Raw genomic sequence first — 16,515 nt, forward strand, 5'->3', positions numbered from 1 at the left:
CTCACTGCGGGTCTGAAAAATCCATTCGCGGATTTAGCGGGTCAAAATTTGGGGTTATTGAAGAACAAAATAATCGTAGCGCATCGACACGGTGACCTCGAACGGCTCGACCTGTTCGATAACCGCCGTCCGGCGTTCGGCACTCGCGCGCCAGCCGTGGGGTGTCATGGCCAACAGGTTCGCACGATCCTGACCACTTTCCAGCGTCAGTTTGAATTCCAGGGTTTCGCTGTGCTGCAGCGCCATGCCTTCCGGCACCAGCGCCAAATGCTTGTTGTCGGTGTACTCGCGCACTTCGTCGTACAGTCGCTCGCGCAATTCCATCAGATGGCCGCTGGTCGGCCCGACTTTCATCAAGCCGCCGCCGGGGCTGAGCAAGCGTTTGGCCTCTTCCCAGTCCAGCGGGCTGAAAACGCTGGCGAGAAACTGGCAGCTGCCTGAGGTCAACGGCACCCGCGCCATGCTCGCGATCAACCAGGTCAGCTGCGGATTGCGTTTGCAGGCGCGTTTGACCGCTTCGCGGGAAATGTCCAGGGCGTATCCGTCGGCATTGGGCAACGCTTCGGCGATTTGCGCGGTGTAGTAACCCTCGCCACAACCGATGTCCAGCCAGCGCTGGGGCGCGTACTGCGCCGCCAGTTCCGCCAGACGCTTGGCCACCGGCGCGTAATGGCCGGCGTTCAAAAAGTCGCGACGGGCTTCGACCATCGCCAGGTTATCCCCAGGGTCGCGGCTGTTTTTGTGCTGCACTGGCAACAGGTTCAAATAACCCTGTCGCGCACGGTCGAAACGATGCCCGGCGGGGCAAGCCACGCCGTTGTCCACCGCGTTCAGCGGTTCGCTGCAGATCGGACACGCAAGCATCAGGCGAGCAACTTGATCAGGGTCTGGTAGTAGATTTCGGTCAGCACATCGAGATCGGCCGCCAGTACGCGCTCGTTGACCTGGTGGATCGTCGCATTGACCGGGCCCAGTTCGACCACCTGAGTACCCATGGTCGCGATGAAACGCCCATCGGAAGTACCGCCGCTGGTGGAGGCTGTGGTTTCGCGACCGGTAATGTCCTTGATGCTCGCCGACACGGCGTCGAGCAGGGCGCCCGGTTCGGTGAGGAACGGCAGGCCGGACAGCGCCCAGTCGATGTGCCAGTCCAGACCGTGCTTGTCGAGAATGTCGGCGACGCGTTTTTGCAGGCCTTCGACGGTGGACTCGGTGGAAAAACGGAAGTTGAACACCGCCACCAATTCACCCGGAATCACGTTGGTCGCGCCAGTGCCGGAATTCACGTTGGAAATCTGGAAGCTGGTCGGCGGGAAGAAGTCGTTGCCGTGGTCCCAATGCTCGGCGGCCAATTCGGCCAGCGCCGGGGCAGCGAGGTGGATCGGGTTCTTCGCCAGGTGTGGATAAGCCACGTGACCCTGCACACCGCGCACGGTCAATTTGGCGCCGAGGGAGCCGCGACGGCCATTCTTGACCACGTCACCCACCAGGGTAGTGCTCGACGGTTCGCCGACGATGCACCAGTCCAGACGTTCCTTACGGGCGGCGAGGCGTTCGATCACAGCCTTGGTGCCGTGATGGGCCGGGCCTTCCTCGTCGCTGGTGATCAGGAACGCAACCTTGCCCTTGTGGTCCGGGTAGTCGGCGACAAAGCGCTCGGCCGCCACCGTCATGGAGGCGAGGCTGCCTTTCATGTCTGCCGCGCCACGGCCACAGAGCATGCCATGCTCGTCGATCACCGCGTTGAACGGCTCAATCTGCCAGGCGCTTACCGGGCCGGTCGGCACTACGTCGGTATGACCGGCGAAGCACAGCACCGGACCTTCCTGTTTACCGTGAGTCGCCCAGAAGTTATCCACATCTTCTATGCGCATCGGTTCCAGTGTGAAACCGGCATCGCCCAGGCGCTGCATCATCTGCTTCTGGCAATCGGCGTCGACCGGCGTCACGGACGGACGGCGGATCAGGTCGATGGCGAGTTGAAGGGTCGGCGAAAGGTCGGCGTGGGCCGTCATGGAAAGCTCCGATGTGTACAGCACGATAAACCTGTAGGAGCTGCCGAAGGCTGCGATCTTTTGATCCTGATTCTGAAAATCAAAAGATCGCAGCCTTCGGCAGCTCCTACCGAGTGTGTTGGCATTGAAAAGGGCGATCATTCTAAAGCAAAACGGCGACCCGAAGGCCGCCGTTTGACGTTATCTAATAACGGATTACGCCGTTGCAGGTTCTGGCTTAGCCACCGGTTTTGGTAGCGAAGACAAGAACGCCATAATCAGCGCCGCCAGGTATGGCAGCGACTGCACCAGCAACATGGTCACCCAGAAGCGCATGTCGTTGCTCGGCAGGCCTTGCACCAGGAAGATCCCCAACGCCGCGCCCCACAACAGCAGCATGATGAACATCTCTTCGCGCGCTTCCGAAATGGCTACCCAGAAGCCGTGGTTATCGGCGTTTTTCGGGGTACGGAAGAACGGAATGCTGCTGGTGAAGAAACCGTACAGCACCGCTTTGGCGATGGTGTGCGACAACGCCAACCCGGCCAATGCCGCGCAGAACGCATCCTTGAGGTTGACCCCGACCGCACGGCGGTACAAGAAGATGATCTTGCCGACCTTGAACACGAACAACGCCAATGGCGGGATCGCGAAAATCAGCAGTGGTGGATCGACCCGTTGCGGCACGATGATCATCGCCGACGACCACAACAACGCGCCGATGGTGAAGAAGATGTTCATGCCATCCGCGACCCACGGCAACCAGCCCGCGAGGAAGTGGTAACGCTGGCCACGGGTCAGTTCGGTGTCCTTGCCGCGCAGCAGGCTGGCGGTATGGCGCTTGATGATCTGAATCGCCCCGTAGGCCCAGCGGAAACGCTGCTTCTTGAAGTCGATAAAGGTATCGGGCATCAGGCCTTTGCCGTAACTGTCGTGGTAGTACGCCGCCGACAGGCCTTTTTCGAACACGCGCAGACCCAACTCGGCGTCTTCACAGATGCACCAGTCGGCCCAGCCCAGTTCCTCGAGCACGGAGCGCCGGGTCATGGTCATGGTGCCGTGCTGAATGATCGCGTCACGGTCGTTGCGGGTGACCATGCCGATGTGGAAGAAGCCTTTGTACTCCGCGTAGCAAAGCTTCTTGAAGGTGCTTTCGTTCTGGTCGCGGTAATCCTGTGGCGACTGCACCACGGCGATTTTCGGATCGGCGAAGTGCGGCACCATGTGCTTGAGCCAGTTCGGGTCGACGCAGTAGTCCGAGTCGATCACCGCAATCACTTCGGCATCTTTGGCGGTGTGCGGAATCAGGTAATTCAGCGCGCCACCCTTGAAACCGGCCAACGGTGCCACGTGGAAGAACTTGAAGCGCGGGCCGAGGGTTTCGCAATAATCGCGCACCGGTTCCCAGACCGCCGGGTCTTTGGTGTTGTTGTCGATGATCAGGACTTCGAAGTCCGGATAGTCGAGGTTGGCCAGGGCGTTGAGGGTCTGTTTGACCATCTCCGGCGGCTCGTTGTAGCAAGGTACGTGAATCGACACTTTCGGTCGGTAGTCCGATTCGCCCACGACCGGCAGGAATTCGCGCCGGCGTTTGTGGGTCCAGACCGCTTCGGCCAATTCATGGGCCTCGGTCAGCAGAACGATAAACACCCCGAGTGCACCGAGGGCAAGCAAGAAACCCACCGTCAGGCTGAACCAGGTGCTGTATTGCTGGCTGTAGTCATAACCGATCCAAACCAATACCGAACCGCAGAGGAACGCGATAAAAGTCAGGAAGGTGCGGCCACGTTGGCGCAGGGCCGAGCCGTCGATCATCAGCAGGGTCAGCGACAGCAATGCCAACACTACTGAACCGATAGCCAGCACCCGCCATTGCGGGATCGCGACGACCGGACCTTCGAAGTTGAATTTCTGCTGACGCGCGGCGTTGAACACGCCCCAGTACGCGCCCACCGAACCTTCGTCACTGGCCTTCCACGGTTGGTCGAACGCTTCGATCACGAAGTAGTTGAAACCCTGACGGTTGAGCTTGTTGACCAATGTGCGCAGGTAAATCGCCTGGTCTGCCGGCGACGCATCGGCGCCACCGCGCATGCGGCCGTTGCTCGGCCAGCCGACCTCGGAGAGCAGCAGCGGCTTTTTCGGGAACATTTTTTTCAGATCACGGGCGCGGTCGAGAACGAACTGACCGGCCTTGTCCACCGGAACGAACTCCCAGTAGGGCAGAACGTGAGCCGCGATCAGGTCGACGTGCTTGGCCAGGCTAGGGTTTTCTTCCCAGACGTGCCACTGCTCGGACGTGGTCACGGGCACTTTCACGGCGGCACGGACACGATCGAGGATTACGCTCAGATCCTTGGCGGTAATTTCCTTACGGAAGATCGCCTCGTTACCTACAACCACGCGAACCACGCTGCGGGAAGTGTTAGCCAGTTCAATGGCGCGCAGAATCTCGCGCTCGTTGCGTTCCTGGTCCGGGCTGATCCAGATCCCGAGGGTCACTCGCAGACCGAACTCTTCGGCCAGTTTGGGAATGTCTTGCAACGTGCCATCGACCGAGTAAGTACGGATGTTGTCCGTCAGCTTGCTCATGATCTCCAGGTCACGACGCATTTCATCGTCGCTCGGATACTGCTCTTTCTGTGGGTACTGGCCTTGCTGGAACGGCGAGTACGAAAAGCCGGAGATCTGTTCCGGCCAGTTGGGGGCGGTGACGGGGCGATTGACCAGCGCCCAGAAACCGGTGAACAAGGCGGCGATTGCAAGAACCACGACCAGGTTGAGTCCAAATTTACGCGATGACATAGCTATTTCAGGTTCCAGGGGCTGCTGAACGAAGGAACGGTCGGCGGCCGGCTGCCAAGGGGCGGGGGCGCGCATCCTACACTGGGCATTCACTGATCGTACAGCGGACAGGGAAATGCCCGATATTGGGCAGTTAACTTTCACTTAAGTTCTTACTCTTGTCGCTTGAAGCTTAAAACTTGCCGCTGCATTCGTCCTATAATGCGCGCCGGTTTTTGGGGTAATGGTCATGAGTACAGAAGATCCACGGTTTGCTGGCATCGCCCGCTTGTATGGTATCGACGGCCTTGAGCGTTTGCGCGCGGCCCATGTGGCGATCGTCGGCGTCGGTGGCGTCGGTTCCTGGGCGGCGGAAGCGGTTGCCCGGTGTGGCGTGGGCGAGATTTCGCTGTTCGACCTGGATGACGTCTGTGTCAGCAACGTCAATCGGCAACTGCATGCGCTGGACAGCACTGTCGGCAAGCCCAAGGTCGAGGTGATGGCCGAGCGCCTGCGCGGGATCAACCCGGACTGCACGGTGCACGCGGTGGCGGACTTCGTCACCCGTGAAACCATGGCCGAGTACATCACGCCGAACATCGACTGCGTGATCGATTGCATCGACAGCGTCAATGCCAAAGCCGCGCTGATCGCCTGGTGCAAGCGACGCAAGATTCAGATCATCACCACCGGCGGCGCGGGCGGGCAGATCGACCCGACACTGATCCAGGTCTGCGACTTGAACCGCACGTTCAACGATCCGCTGGCGTCGAAAGTACGCTCTACATTGCGTCGCGACTACGGCTTCTCCCGCACCGTGACCCGCCACTACAGCGTGCCCTGCGTGTTTTCCACCGAGCAACTGCGCTACCCGAAACCGGATGGCAGCATTTGCCTGCAAAAGAGTTTTGTCGGTGACGGCGTGAAGCTCGACTGCGCCGGGGGCTTTGGCGCGGTGATGATGGTAACGGCGACGTTCGGCATGGTCGCGGCGACCAAGGCTGTGGATAAGATTGTGGCGGGGGTTCGGCGCCCGGCGGATCGGGTCAAGCCTGCCTGACACCGATCGTTCCCACGCTCTGCGTGGGAATGCAGCCCGGGACGCTCTGCGTCCCTTCACAGCCGAACGCGGAGCGTCCGTGGAGGCATTCCCACGCGGAGCGTGGGAACGATCAGTGCGCCAGCTCACGCATCCGCTGCAACACGGCATTGAGGCCATTACTGCGCGACGACGATAACTGCCGCGACAGCCCCAGCTGATTAAACCACTCCGGCAAATCCACCTCTTGCAACTCGGCGGCGGACAAACCATTGACCCGCGCCAGCAACAGCGCCACCAACCCGCGAATCAACCGCGCATCGCTGCTGGCGCTGAACTGCCAATGATCGTCCTGCAGCGCACCCACCAGCCAGACCTGGCTTTCACAGCCATGCACGCGGTTGGCCTCGACTTTATCCACATCGCTCAACGCCGGCAGGCGGTCGCCCCATTGCATCAGCAACCGAGCCCGCTGTTCCCAACTCGCCGCTTGCTGAAAAGTATCCAGCGCGGTGACGGCATCGGCGGGCAAGGTCATCTCAACAACTCCAGGGCTTGATCCAGCGCTTCAAAAAAGCGCTCGAGGTCTTCGGAATCGTTGTACAACGCCAACGACACCCGAACCGCCCCAGCCAGTTCAAAGCTCTTGAGCAACGGCATGGCGCAATGATGACCGGCGCGTACGGCGATTCCTTGTTCGGTCAGCAAATGCGCCAGATCCGAGTTATGCACACCCTCGACGACAAAACTGGCCAGGGCCAGTTGCGGCTTGCCCAGCAGGCGAATGCCATTGCGCGCTTCAAGGCCTTTGAGCAAATAGTCATGCAGCGCCGCTTCATGGGCAGACACGGCGTCCTGCTCGAGCCCCGCCAGATAATCCAGGGTCGCACCCAGGCCAATCACGCTGGAAATCGGCGGCGTACCCGCCTCGAATCCCAGTGGTGCGGGACGAAAGCGTGCGTCGTGGTAGTTGGCATCCAGCACCATTTCGCCACCGAACTGCCACGGACGCAACTGCTCAAGCGCTTCATGACGACCGAACAGCACACCCAGGCCATCGGGGCCGTAGAGCTTATGGCTGGAAAATACATAGAAGTCGCAACCCAACGCCTGCACGTCATGCCGGCCATGCACCACGCCTTGAGCGCCGTCGACCACGGTCAGCGCGTTGTGCGCTTTGGCCATCGCCAATAACGCGGGCAACGGCTGCCAGGCGCCGAGCACGTTGGACAGCTGACTGACCGCCAGCAGGCGGGTACGTGGGCCGATCAGGCGAGCGGCGGCTTCAAGGTCAATCAAACCGTCGGCATCCAGCGGCAGGATCACCAGCTTCAAGTCGCGACGGTGGGCCAGTTGCTGCCACGGCAACAGGTTGGCGTGGTGCTCCAGAGCGCTGATGACAATTTCATCGCCCGGATTGAATACGTGTTCCAGGCCATAGGCCAGGAGGTTCAGCGCGGACGTCGCGCCGTGGGTAAAGATGATCTGCCCGCAATCGCCGGTATTGAGCCATTGCGCAACTTTGCTGCGGCTGTCCTCGAACGCCTGGGTGGCATGAGCGCCGGGCAAGTGTTGAGCCCGATGCACGTTGGCCGCGCCATTGGCGTAGTAATGCGCCAGGGCATCCAGCAGGGCTTGAGGTTTTTGCGTGGTGGCGGCGTTGTCCAGATAAGTCTGGTCTTGCCGTTGCAATGCGGCGATGGCCGGAAAATCGGCGCGCCAGGGAGAGGGAATCATCATGCTATCGGGCCCTGGTGAACATGGGCGGGTGGAACGCCAAACCTTGTAGGAACGCCGCATCGCTCGCTCCTACAAGATCAGGTGATCCTGTGACGCCCTGCTTAGTTGTGAGCGTGCAGCGCTTCGTTCAGTTCGATGGCCGATTTGTGGGTTTTGCACTCCACGGCACCGGTCTCCGAATTGCGGCGGAACAATAGGTCAGGCTGACCAGCCAGTTCACGGGCCTTAACGACTTTGACCAGTTTGTTGTGCTCGTCCAGCAACGCCACCTTGGTGCCGGCCGTCACGTACAGCCCCGACTCAACAGTGTTGCGGTCGCCCAACGGGATACCGATACCGGCGTTGGCGCCGATCAGGCAGCCTTCGCCAACCTTGATCACGATGTTGCCGCCACCCGATAGGGTGCCCATGGTCGAGCAACCGCCGCCCAAGTCCGAACCCTTGCCGACGAACACGCCCGCCGACACACGACCTTCGATCATGCCCGGGCCTTCAGTGCCGGCGTTGAAGTTGACGAAACCTTCGTGCATCACGGTGGTGCCTTCGCCCACGTAAGCGCCCAGACGAATACGCGCCGCGTCAGCGATACGCACGCCGGCCGGTACCACGTAGTCGGTCATTTTCGGGAACTTGTCCACCGAGAACACTTCCAGCAGCTCGCCGCGCAGGCGGGCTTCCAGTTGATGCTCGGCCAGTTCGGCCAGGTCGATCGCGCCCTGGCTGGTCCAGGCCACGTTTGGCAGCAGCGGGAACACGCCGGCCAGGTTCAGGCCATGCGGCTTGACCAGGCGATGGGACAGCAAATGCAGCTTGAGGTAAGCCTCAGGCGTGGAGGTCAGCTGAGCGTCTTCGGCCAAAATAGTGGCGACCAGCGGCTTGTGGCTCTCGGCCAGACGGGTCAGCAGTGCCGCTTGTGCAGCGTCGACGCTTTTCAGCGCTTCGGCCAATTGCGACGCCTGAGCGGTGCTGAAGGCGATGGCTTGATTGCCTTCGGTGTAGCCCAGAGCCGGTGCAATGGCAGCGACCAGTTCGGCCGACGGATTGAGCAATGGCTGCGCGTAAAACACTTCCAGCCATGCGCCTTGACGGTTTTGAGTGCCGACACCAAAGGCCAGGCTGAACAGGGTAGTGGACATGTTGACACCTCTAACAAAATGGAACGGGCTGGCTTACTTGAGCGCTGCCGCGTAGATATCTGGCTTGAAGCCAATCAGGGTTCGGTCACCGAGATCGAGCACCGGGCGCTTGATCATCGAGGGTTGTGCGAGCATCAGTTCGATGGCTTTCGGCTGGTCGAGATCGGCTTTGCGTTCGTCGTCGAGCTTGCGAAAGGTCGTGCCTGCACGGTTCAGCACCACTTGCCAGCCGTGCTCGTCGCACCATTGGCTCAGGTGTTTACGGTCGATTCCAACCGTTTTGTAATCATGGAAGTCATAGCTGACAGCGTGTTCATCGAGCCAGGTGCGCGCCTTTTTCATGGTGTCGCAGGCTTTGATGCCGAAAAGGTGCAACGTTTTGCTTGAAGCGGTCAAGGAATTGCCCCCTTTGCAGGTGCTGAACATAAAAGGTGACGGATTATGCCATGACCGGACGGTTTCGCGACGGCTGTGGTCGGGTTTGTCTTTTTGACTTGGATAGCCGCTGTTCCATAGGACATAGGTGCAGCAGTCGGCCTGCATTCCAAGCGGCGAATGTGGCACTTCAATGGTCGGCTCAAGCACAAGCGCGCAGTGATTTTCGGGAGCGGCGCTTGCGCTTGAAAGCGCTGCGGGTGCAGCGCATTTATGTAGGCGCGAGGCTGTTATTTACGGCGCTGCACGAAATTGCGAATTCGCTCGGCGGCTTCCACGCACTCCGCCAGCGGCGCGACCAGCGCCATCCGCACACGCCCGGCGCCTGGATTGACGCCATCCACGTCGCGGGACAAGTAAGAGCCCGGCACCACGGTCACATGCTCCTGTTCGAACAGATCGCGACAGAACGTAGCATCATCTCCCGCCACATTAGGCCACAGGTAGAAACCGCCATCCGGACGTTGCACATCCATTACCGGGCTGAGGATTTCCAATACCGCATCATATTTTTCGCGGTACAGCGTACGGTTGGCTCGTACATGCACTTCATCATTCCATGCAGCAACGCTGGCCAGTTGTGTCTGAACCGGCATCGCGCAGCCGTGGTAGGTGCGGTACAGCAGGAAGCCTTTGAGAATATCCGCGTCACCGGCGACAAAGCCCGAGCGCAGGCCAGGCAAGTTGGAGCGCTTGGACAGGCTGTGGAACACCACGCAGCGTTTGAAGTCCTTGCGGCCCAGTTCCACGCACGCGCTGAGCAGGCCGGGCGGAGGGGTCTGTTCGTCGAAGTACAGCTCGCTGTAGCACTCATCGGCAGCGATCACGAAATCGTATTGGTCAGCCAGGGCGATCAGATTTTTCAGGGTGTCGACCGGAATCAGCGCACCCGTTGGATTACCTGGTGAGCACAGGAACAGGATCTGGCAGCGTTTCCAGATGTCCGGTGAAACGGCGTCGAAGTCCGGGTTGAAGCCGTTTTCGTCCAGGCACGGCAGGTAATGCGGCTTGGCCCCGGCCAGGAACGCCGCGCCTTCGTAGATTTGATAGAACGGGTTCGGGCTGACCACCAAGGCATCGTCGCTACGGTTGACCACGGTCTGGGTGAAGGCGAACAGCGCTTCACGGGTGCCATTGACCGGCAACACGTTGCGCTCCGGGTCGAGCCAGCCGTTCGGGACGCTGAAGCGACGTTCGCACCAGGCGGCAATGGCTTCACGCAAGGCCGGAATGCCAAGGGTGGTCGGGTACACGGCCATCTGATCCAGATTGCTCGCCAGCGCTTCGGCGACGAAGCTCGGTGAACGGTGTTTTGGCTCGCCGATGGACAGTGCAATGGCGCGTTTATCCGGGTTTGGCGTGACGCTGCCGAGCAGAGCGCGGAGCTTTTCGAACGGGTAGGGCTGCAACTGGTTCAGAGCGTTGTTCATGGGGGCCTCGTTCAATGTGGGAGGACTAATGTGGTGCAGGGGGCTTTTGTGGTGAGGGGGCAAGCCCCCTCGACACAACAAGCCCCCTCACCACAGGAAATCTGCTCCCACAGGGGGACATTTATTAATTCAGATGCTGATGCGCGAAAGTTTGATATCGGGTTCCTGGCTGACGCTCAGCTGTTTGACGATTGCATCCTGCAAGCGGCTGCACAGCAATGGGTCGGACAGCGGCTGATTGTTGGCGTCGGTGATGAAGAACACGTCTTCCACGCGCTCGCCCAGGGTGGCGATCTTGGCGTTCTGCAACGACAGGTCGAACTCAAGGAAAATCGTGCCGATCCGCGCCAGCAGGCCGGGGCGGTCGGGGGCGCTGAGTTCCAGCACCGTCACCGGACGCTGAGCGTCGTTGTGGATCGTCACCTGAGGCGCAAACGCGAAATGCTTGAGCTGGCGCGGCACCCGACGCTGGATGATGGTCGGGTAGTTGTCCGGGTTGCGCAGGGCTTCGGTCAGGCCTTCGCGGATCTGCTTGACCCGTGCCGGGTTGTCGCCGATCGAGTCGCCATCGGTGTCGAGCACGATATAGGTGTCGAGGGTGAACTGGCTGCTGGAGGTGATGACCCGGGCGTCGTGAATGTTCAGATTGAGCTGGTCCATCGCCGCCACGGTCACGGCGAAGAAGTCGTGCTGGTCCGGTGCATAGATGAATATCTGCGTACCGCCCTCGAACTCGCGCTGGGTGGTTTCCTTGATCAACACCAGCGGGCCACCGTCGGCCGGCTGCTGCAGGATCGCATCAGTGTGCCAGGCCACGTCGCCGGCAGTGTGGCGCAGGAAATAGTCATCGCCCAATTGCGCCCAAAGCTGCTCGACATCGTCCGGATCGTTGCCGCCGCGTACCAGGATGTCCAGCGCCGCGCTTTGGGTCTGGCGGATCTGCTCTTCGCGATCCACCGGGTTCTCCAGGCCACGGCGCAAGGCGCGCTTGGTCTCGGTGTAGAGCTGGCGCAACAGGCTCGCGCGCCAGGAGTTCCACAGCGTCGGGTTGGTTGCGTTGATGTCCGCAACGGTCAATACATACAGATAATCGAGGCGGGTTTCATCGCCGACGGTCTGCGCGAAATCATGGATCACTTGCGGGTCGGACAGATCCTTGCGCTGGGCCGTGGTCGACATCATCAAGTGGTTCTGCACCAGCCACACGATCAGGCGGCTGTCCCAGATCGGCAACTGGTGGCGCTGGCAAAAGGCTTCGGCATCCACGGCGCCGATTTCCGAATGATCGCCATGCCGGCCCTTGCCGATGTCGTGGTACAGGCCGGCCAGGTAAATCAGTTCGGGTTTGGGCAGTTTGGCCATGAGTTTGCTGGCCAGCGGGAATTTTTCCGACACCTGGGTGTACTGCAGCTTACGCAGGTGCTTGATCAGGTTCAGGGTATGCGCGTCGACCGTATAGATGTGAAACAGGTCATGCTGCATCTGCCCGACAATGAAGCCGAACTCCGGCAGATAGCGCCCAAGGATGCCGTAACGGTTCATTCGTCGCAGATTGCGGTGGATGCCGATCTTGCACTTGAACAGCTCGATGAACAGGCTGGTATTACGAATATCGTTGCGGAAGTCGTCATCGATCAGATGACGATTCTCGCGCAGCAGGCGGATGGTATCGGCGCGTACGCCTTTGATCTCCGGTTGCTGGGTCATCAGCACAAAGATCTCGAGCATGGCGAATGGCGTACGGCGGAACACGTTGTCGCTACGCGCCTCGATGTAGCCGTCATGCAGCTGGAACCGCGAGTTGATCGGTTGTGGTGGTGCTTCATCTTCGGGCGCGAGGATCACTTCTTCGAAGTGCTGGATGATCAGGTCGCTGAGCTGGGCAATGCTCATGACCACCCGGTAATACTGCTGCATGAAGTTTTCGATGGCTTGTTTGGCATCATTGCCCGCGAAACCCAACAGCCCGGCAATCGTGCGCTGGTGATCGAACAGCAGGCGGTCTTCGGAGCGACCGGCGAGCATGTGCAGGGCGTAACGGACCTTCCACAGAAACTCCTGGGACGAGGCCAGCAGGGCATTTTCGCTCTCCACCAGGAAGCCTTCACCCGCCAGGGCCCGCAGGTTCAGGGTGCCGTACTGACGACGGGCGACCCAGAGAATCGTTTGAATATCCCGCAATCCGCCGGGCGAACCCTTGACGTTGGGTTCCAGGTTGTATTCGGTGTCGTTGTACTTGTGATGACGGGCTTTTTGCTCAGCGCGTTTGGCCAGGAAGAACTCCTTGCTGGGCCACATATGCTCGGTGCTGGTGACGTCCAGCATGCGCTGACGCAAACGTTCAGGGCCGCAGATAGTGCGGCTTTCCATCAAGTTGGTGACCACCGTCAGGTCAGCGCGGGATTCCTCGGCGCATTCGTCCACCGAGCGAACGCTCTGGCCGACTTCCAGGCCGATGTCCCACAGCAACGTCAGAAAACGTTCGATGGAATCTCGAAAGATTTCGTGATCGGCATTGTCCAGCAAAATCAGCAGATCGATATCGGAGTAAGGGTGTAACTCGCCGCGACCGTAGCCGCCGACCGCCACCAGAGCGATATCGGCATCTTCGCTCCAGTTAAACTGCTCCCAGGCCTGCTGCAGGATGTTGTCGATAAACCAGGCGCGATCCTCGATCAGCCGGCGAATGTCCCGGCCACTGCGGAACCGCTCGTCGAGCACCTCGCGAGCCTGACGGATCGCCTTCTTGAAAGCAGCAATAGGGCTTGCCTTCAAGGCCAGTTCAGCCTGGAACTGGCCGCGGTCGAAGAGTTCGGGATCCACCTGCGGCATCGATTGGCTTTCCTTTCTATAAGGCTGGGAACGGAGCGGGCGGGATCAGGCCGAAACGCGAGGGATGGTATCGTCGCTGCGCAAAGTGAAGATCTCGTAACCGGTTTCGGTCACCAGCAGGGTGTGTTCCCATTGTGCCGACAGCTTGCGGTCCTTGGTAATCGCGGTCCAGCCGTCGCCCAGCACCTTGGTGTCGGCCTTGCCCTGGTTGATCATCGGCTCGATGGTGAAGGTCATGCCGGCTTTCAGTTCCATGCCGGTGCCGGCGCGGCCGTAGTGCAGGATCTGCGGTTCTTCGTGGAAGACTTTGCCGATGCCGTGGCCGCAGAACTCGCGAACCACCGAGAAACCATTTTTTTCCGCGTGCTTCTGGATCACTTCACCGATATCGCCCAGGCGGCAGCCGGGTTTGACCAGCTCGATGGCCTTGTACATGCATTCTTGGGTCACCTGGGACAAGCGCTCGGCCCAGACCGGCACGGTACCGACGTGGAACATGCGGCTAGTGTCGCCGTGGTAGCCGTCCTTGATCACTGTCACGTCGATATTCACGGTGTCGCCATCTTTAAGCGGCTTCTCGTTCGGGATGCCGTGGCAGACCACATGGTTGATCGAGGTGCAGATCGACTTCGGGAAGCCCTTGTAGTTGAGTGGGGCAGGAATGGCTTTCTGCTCATTGACGATATAGTCATGGCAGATGCGGTCCAGCTCTTCGGTGGTGACACCCGGTTTGACATAATCGGCAATCATTTCCAGCACATCGGCGGCCAATTTGCCGGCGATACGCATTTTTGCGATGTCCTCTGGGGTTTTGAGGGTGATAGTCATACAGGCTCTCTCTGCGCTCAACGGCGCCTTCTAAAACGGAATGGGCATTGCGCGAACAATTGTCGCGGCCCTGAAAAGCGCGATTCTACCAGACGATCAGGGCAAATCTGAGCCTCTGTGTATCGCTTCTCTCTATAGGATGGCGCATTCCGGGGAGATTCCAAGGCGGGGGGCAAAAGCATTCGCCAGGTTTTCAGAATCCGGGTTCCGTTTTTTTCTGCCTTGTGGTATAAAATGCGCCGCTTTCCGGGGATCCCCTGAAAGCTTAAATCCACACACGTGTCGACACGATGACCTGGGTGCCTTCAGCTGATGCTGCTGGTTGGTCATTGGGATACGTGGAGGCCAAACCCGACTTATTAAGGAACTATCATGTCCCAAGTCAACATGCGCGATATGCTGAAGGCCGGTGTGCACTTCGGTCACCAGACCCGTTACTGGAACCCGAAAATGGGTAAATACATTTTCGGCGCGCGTAACAAGATCCACATCATCAACCTTGAAAAAACCCTGCCAATGTTCAACGAAGCTCTGACTTTCGTAGAGCGTCTGGCCCAGGGCAAAAACAAGATCCTGTTCGTCGGCACCAAGCGTTCCGCTGGCAAGATCGTTGCTGAAGAAGCAGCACGTTGCGGTTCGCCGTACGTCGATCACCGCTGGTTGGGCGGCATGCTGACCAACTTCAAAACCATCCGTGCTTCCATCAAGCGTCTGCGTGACCTTGAAGTGCAAGCCGAAGACGGTACTTTCGCCAAGCTGACCAAGAAAGAAGCGCTGATGCGCTCCCGTGACCTGGAAAAGCTGGATCGTTCCCTGGGTGGTATCAAGGACATGGGCGGTCTGCCAGACGCTCTGTTCGTTATCGACGTTGATCACGAGCGCATCGCGATCACCGAAGCCAACAAGCTGGGCATCCCGGTTATCGGCGTAGTCGATACCAACAGCAGCCCGGAAGGCGTTGACTACATCATCCCAGGCAACGATGACGCAATCCGCGCTATCCAGCTGTACATGGGTTCGATGGCTGACGCTGTAATCCGCGGTCGCAACCACGTTGCTGGCGGCACCGAGCAGTTCGTTGAAGAAGCTCCGGCAGCTGCAGCTGAGTAATTGACGCCCTGGCGTTGACTCAGTAAGCAAAAAGGGGGCTTGGCCCCCTTTTTGCCACCTCGAAAACCGTTTGTCGGCCCCGCAGTTGCAACGTTGTAACGAGCAGCGGCTTACAAGGGTGGTTCGGGAAGAATTGAACGCCCGTTCGATCGGGTGGAATGGTTGAAAACCTATCCAAGAGGATTTTGAAATGGCAGAGATTACTGCAGCGTTGGTCAAAGAACTGCGCGAGCGTACTGGCGAAGGCATGATGGACTGCAAAAAGGCCTTGACCAAGGCTGGCGGCGACATCGAAAAAGCCATTGATGACATGCGTGCTTCGGGCGCCATCAAGGCTGCCAAGAAAGCAGGCAACGTGGCTGCTGAAGGTGCTATCGCTCTGAAGGAAGACGGTAAATCCGCCGTTCTGCTGGAAGTGAACTCGCAGACCGACTTCCTGGCCCTGCAGGACGACTTCAAGGCATTTGTTGCTGCAAGCGTTGAAAAAGCGTTCGCCGACAAGCTGACTGACGTTGCTCCGCTGATCGAAGCTCAAGAAGCTGCTCGCCTGGTACTGGTCGGCAAGGTTGGCGAAAACGTCAACATCCGTCGCCTGGCGCGCGTTGAAGGTGACGTTGTCGGTGGTTACCTGCACGGTAACAAGATCGGTGTTACCGTTGTCCTGAAAGGCGGCGACGTTGAGTTGGCCAAGGACATCGCTATGCACGTAGCGGCCACCAACCCTGAGTTCCTGCTGCCATCGGAAGTTTCCGCTGAAGCGGTCGAGCGTGAGAAAGGCGTGTTCCTGACGCTGAACGCTGACAAGATCGCCGGCAAGCCAGAAAACATCGTTGAAAACATGGTCAAAGGCCGTATCAGCAAGTTCCTGGCCGAAGCCAGCCTGGTTGAGCAGGCGTTCGTCAAGAACCCTGAAATCAAGGTCGGCGACCTGGCCAAGAAAGCCGGTGCTGAAATCGTTTCCTTCACCTACTTCAAAGTCGGCGAAGGCATCGAGAAGCCGGTCGACAACTTCGCTGAAGAAGTTGCCGCTCAACTGGCTGCTGCCAAGCAGTAAGACGGTTTTTTAACTGTCGCCCTGAAGAGGCTGCCCGCTCACGCGCGCAGCCTCTTTTCAGATGGGGTTGCCAATTTTAATTGGCTTCCTTTTGGAACTGGCTTACAAAGCCATGTTCCGATGGCGCTGAAGC

General features: G+C 59.4%; 13 protein-coding genes. 3 read left to right on the forward strand and 10 right to left on the reverse strand.

The window, feature by feature from the left end; all coding sequences use genetic code 11:
- Positions 1 to 54: 54 nt before the first annotated feature.
- The 3 genes from LOY56_RS05040 to LOY56_RS05050 form a co-directional block, all read right to left on the reverse strand.
- On the reverse strand, positions 55 to 864 hold the full coding sequence (locus LOY56_RS05040) for a putative RNA methyltransferase (protein ID WP_258620292.1): 810 nt from the start codon (positions 862 to 864) through the stop codon (positions 55 to 57).
- On the reverse strand, positions 864 to 2,015 hold the full coding sequence (gene dapE / locus LOY56_RS05045; protein WP_258620294.1) for a succinyl-diaminopimelate desuccinylase: 1,152 nt from the start codon (positions 2,013 to 2,015) through the stop codon (positions 864 to 866). Before dapE ends, LOY56_RS05040 begins: the two co-directional genes overlap by 1 nt.
- Positions 2,016 to 2,210: 195 nt before the next feature.
- Positions 2,211 to 4,799 (reverse strand): glycosyltransferase, encoded by a 2,589-nt coding sequence (locus LOY56_RS05050; RefSeq protein ID WP_258620296.1) that lies wholly within the window; start codon positions 4,797 to 4,799, stop codon positions 2,211 to 2,213.
- A 229-nt stretch (positions 4,800 to 5,028) separates the two neighbouring features.
- Between LOY56_RS05050 and tcdA the strand changes: the two genes are divergently transcribed.
- Complete coding sequence (gene tcdA, locus LOY56_RS05055) at positions 5,029 to 5,838, forward strand: tRNA cyclic N6-threonylcarbamoyladenosine(37) synthase TcdA (RefSeq protein WP_408980352.1); 810 nt, start codon at positions 5,029 to 5,031, stop codon at positions 5,836 to 5,838.
- 112 nt (positions 5,839 to 5,950) lie between these two features.
- Here tcdA and LOY56_RS05060 read toward each other — a convergent pair whose 3' ends face one another.
- From LOY56_RS05060 to map, 7 genes are all read right to left on the reverse strand, one after another.
- Positions 5,951 to 6,355, reverse strand: a complete 405-nt coding sequence (locus tag LOY56_RS05060; RefSeq protein ID WP_258620300.1) for a SufE family protein — start codon at positions 6,353 to 6,355, stop codon at positions 5,951 to 5,953.
- Positions 6,352 to 7,557 carry an aminotransferase class V-fold PLP-dependent enzyme gene (locus LOY56_RS05065; protein ID WP_258620302.1) on the reverse strand — a complete coding sequence of 402 codons (1,206 nt, stop codon included), beginning with the start codon at positions 7,555 to 7,557 and terminating at the stop codon, positions 6,352 to 6,354. The genes LOY56_RS05060 and LOY56_RS05065 overlap by 4 nt, the downstream gene beginning before the upstream one ends.
- Before the next feature lie 101 nt (positions 7,558 to 7,658).
- Positions 7,659 to 8,693: a 2,3,4,5-tetrahydropyridine-2,6-dicarboxylate N-succinyltransferase gene (gene dapD / locus LOY56_RS05070; RefSeq protein WP_258620303.1), complete on the reverse strand. Its 1,035-nt coding sequence runs from the start codon at positions 8,691 to 8,693 to the stop codon at positions 7,659 to 7,661.
- Positions 8,694 to 8,726: 33 nt separating this feature from the next.
- A complete protein-coding gene (locus tag LOY56_RS05075) occupies positions 8,727 to 9,119 on the reverse strand; it encodes an ArsC family reductase (RefSeq protein ID WP_258622567.1) in 393 nt (130 codons plus the stop codon).
- A gap of 239 nt (positions 9,120 to 9,358) precedes the next feature.
- A complete protein-coding gene (dapC, locus tag LOY56_RS05080; protein WP_258620304.1) occupies positions 9,359 to 10,558 on the reverse strand; it encodes a succinyldiaminopimelate transaminase in 1,200 nt (399 codons plus the stop codon).
- Positions 10,559 to 10,687: 129 nt separating this feature from the next.
- Complete coding sequence (locus LOY56_RS05085) at positions 10,688 to 13,390, reverse strand: [protein-PII] uridylyltransferase (RefSeq protein WP_258620305.1); 2,703 nt, start codon at positions 13,388 to 13,390, stop codon at positions 10,688 to 10,690.
- Positions 13,391 to 13,435: 45 nt separating this feature from the next.
- The gene (gene map / locus LOY56_RS05090) at positions 13,436 to 14,218 is read right to left on the reverse strand and encodes a type I methionyl aminopeptidase (RefSeq protein WP_258620306.1); all 783 of its coding nucleotides are present in this window, start codon (positions 14,216 to 14,218) and stop codon (positions 13,436 to 13,438) included.
- Between the two features lie 372 nt (positions 14,219 to 14,590).
- Here map and rpsB point away from each other — a divergent pair, with 372 nt between their 5' ends.
- Both rpsB and tsf read left to right on the forward strand, forming a co-directional pair.
- The gene (gene rpsB / locus LOY56_RS05095) at positions 14,591 to 15,328 is read left to right on the forward strand and encodes a 30S ribosomal protein S2 (protein WP_008028964.1); all 738 of its coding nucleotides are present in this window, start codon (positions 14,591 to 14,593) and stop codon (positions 15,326 to 15,328) included.
- Between the two features lie 190 nt (positions 15,329 to 15,518).
- Positions 15,519 to 16,382 (forward strand): translation elongation factor Ts, encoded by an 864-nt coding sequence (gene tsf, locus LOY56_RS05100; protein ID WP_258620307.1) that lies wholly within the window; start codon positions 15,519 to 15,521, stop codon positions 16,380 to 16,382.
- The last annotated feature ends 133 nt before the right edge of the window (positions 16,383 to 16,515 follow it).

This window comes from Pseudomonas sp. B21-048 (assembly GCF_024748615.1).
GTDB lineage: Bacteria > Pseudomonadota > Gammaproteobacteria > Pseudomonadales > Pseudomonadaceae > Aquipseudomonas.

Excerpts from the sequence above, each read along its gene's own strand:
- LOY56_RS05075 (WP_258622567.1), bottom strand. The coding sequence starts at position 9,119 with ATGTTCAGCACCTGCAAAGGGGGCAATTCCTTGACCGCTTCAAGCAAA.
- LOY56_RS05040 (WP_258620292.1), bottom strand. The coding sequence starts at position 864 with ATGCTTGCGTGTCCGATCTGCAGCGAACCGCTGAACGCGGTGGACAAC.
- LOY56_RS05085 (WP_258620305.1), bottom strand. The coding sequence starts at position 13,390 with ATGCCGCAGGTGGATCCCGAACTCTTCGACCGCGGCCAGTTCCAGGCT.
- dapE (WP_258620294.1), bottom strand. The coding sequence starts at position 2,015 with ATGACGGCCCACGCCGACCTTTCGCCGACCCTTCAACTCGCCATCGAC.
- tcdA (WP_408980352.1), top strand. The coding sequence starts at position 5,029 with ATGAGTACAGAAGATCCACGGTTTGCTGGCATCGCCCGCTTGTATGGT.
- map (WP_258620306.1), bottom strand. The coding sequence starts at position 14,218 with ATGACTATCACCCTCAAAACCCCAGAGGACATCGCAAAAATGCGTATC.
- dapD (WP_258620303.1), bottom strand. The coding sequence starts at position 8,693 with ATGTCCACTACCCTGTTCAGCCTGGCCTTTGGTGTCGGCACTCAAAAC.
- LOY56_RS05060 (WP_258620300.1), bottom strand. The coding sequence starts at position 6,355 with ATGACCTTGCCCGCCGATGCCGTCACCGCGCTGGATACTTTTCAGCAA.
- LOY56_RS05065 (WP_258620302.1), bottom strand. The coding sequence starts at position 7,557 with ATGATGATTCCCTCTCCCTGGCGCGCCGATTTTCCGGCCATCGCCGCA.
- tsf (WP_258620307.1), top strand. The coding sequence starts at position 15,519 with ATGGCAGAGATTACTGCAGCGTTGGTCAAAGAACTGCGCGAGCGTACT.
- LOY56_RS05050 (WP_258620296.1), bottom strand. The coding sequence starts at position 4,799 with ATGTCATCGCGTAAATTTGGACTCAACCTGGTCGTGGTTCTTGCAATC.
- rpsB (WP_008028964.1), top strand. The coding sequence starts at position 14,591 with ATGTCCCAAGTCAACATGCGCGATATGCTGAAGGCCGGTGTGCACTTC.
- dapC (WP_258620304.1), bottom strand. The coding sequence starts at position 10,558 with ATGAACAACGCTCTGAACCAGTTGCAGCCCTACCCGTTCGAAAAGCTC.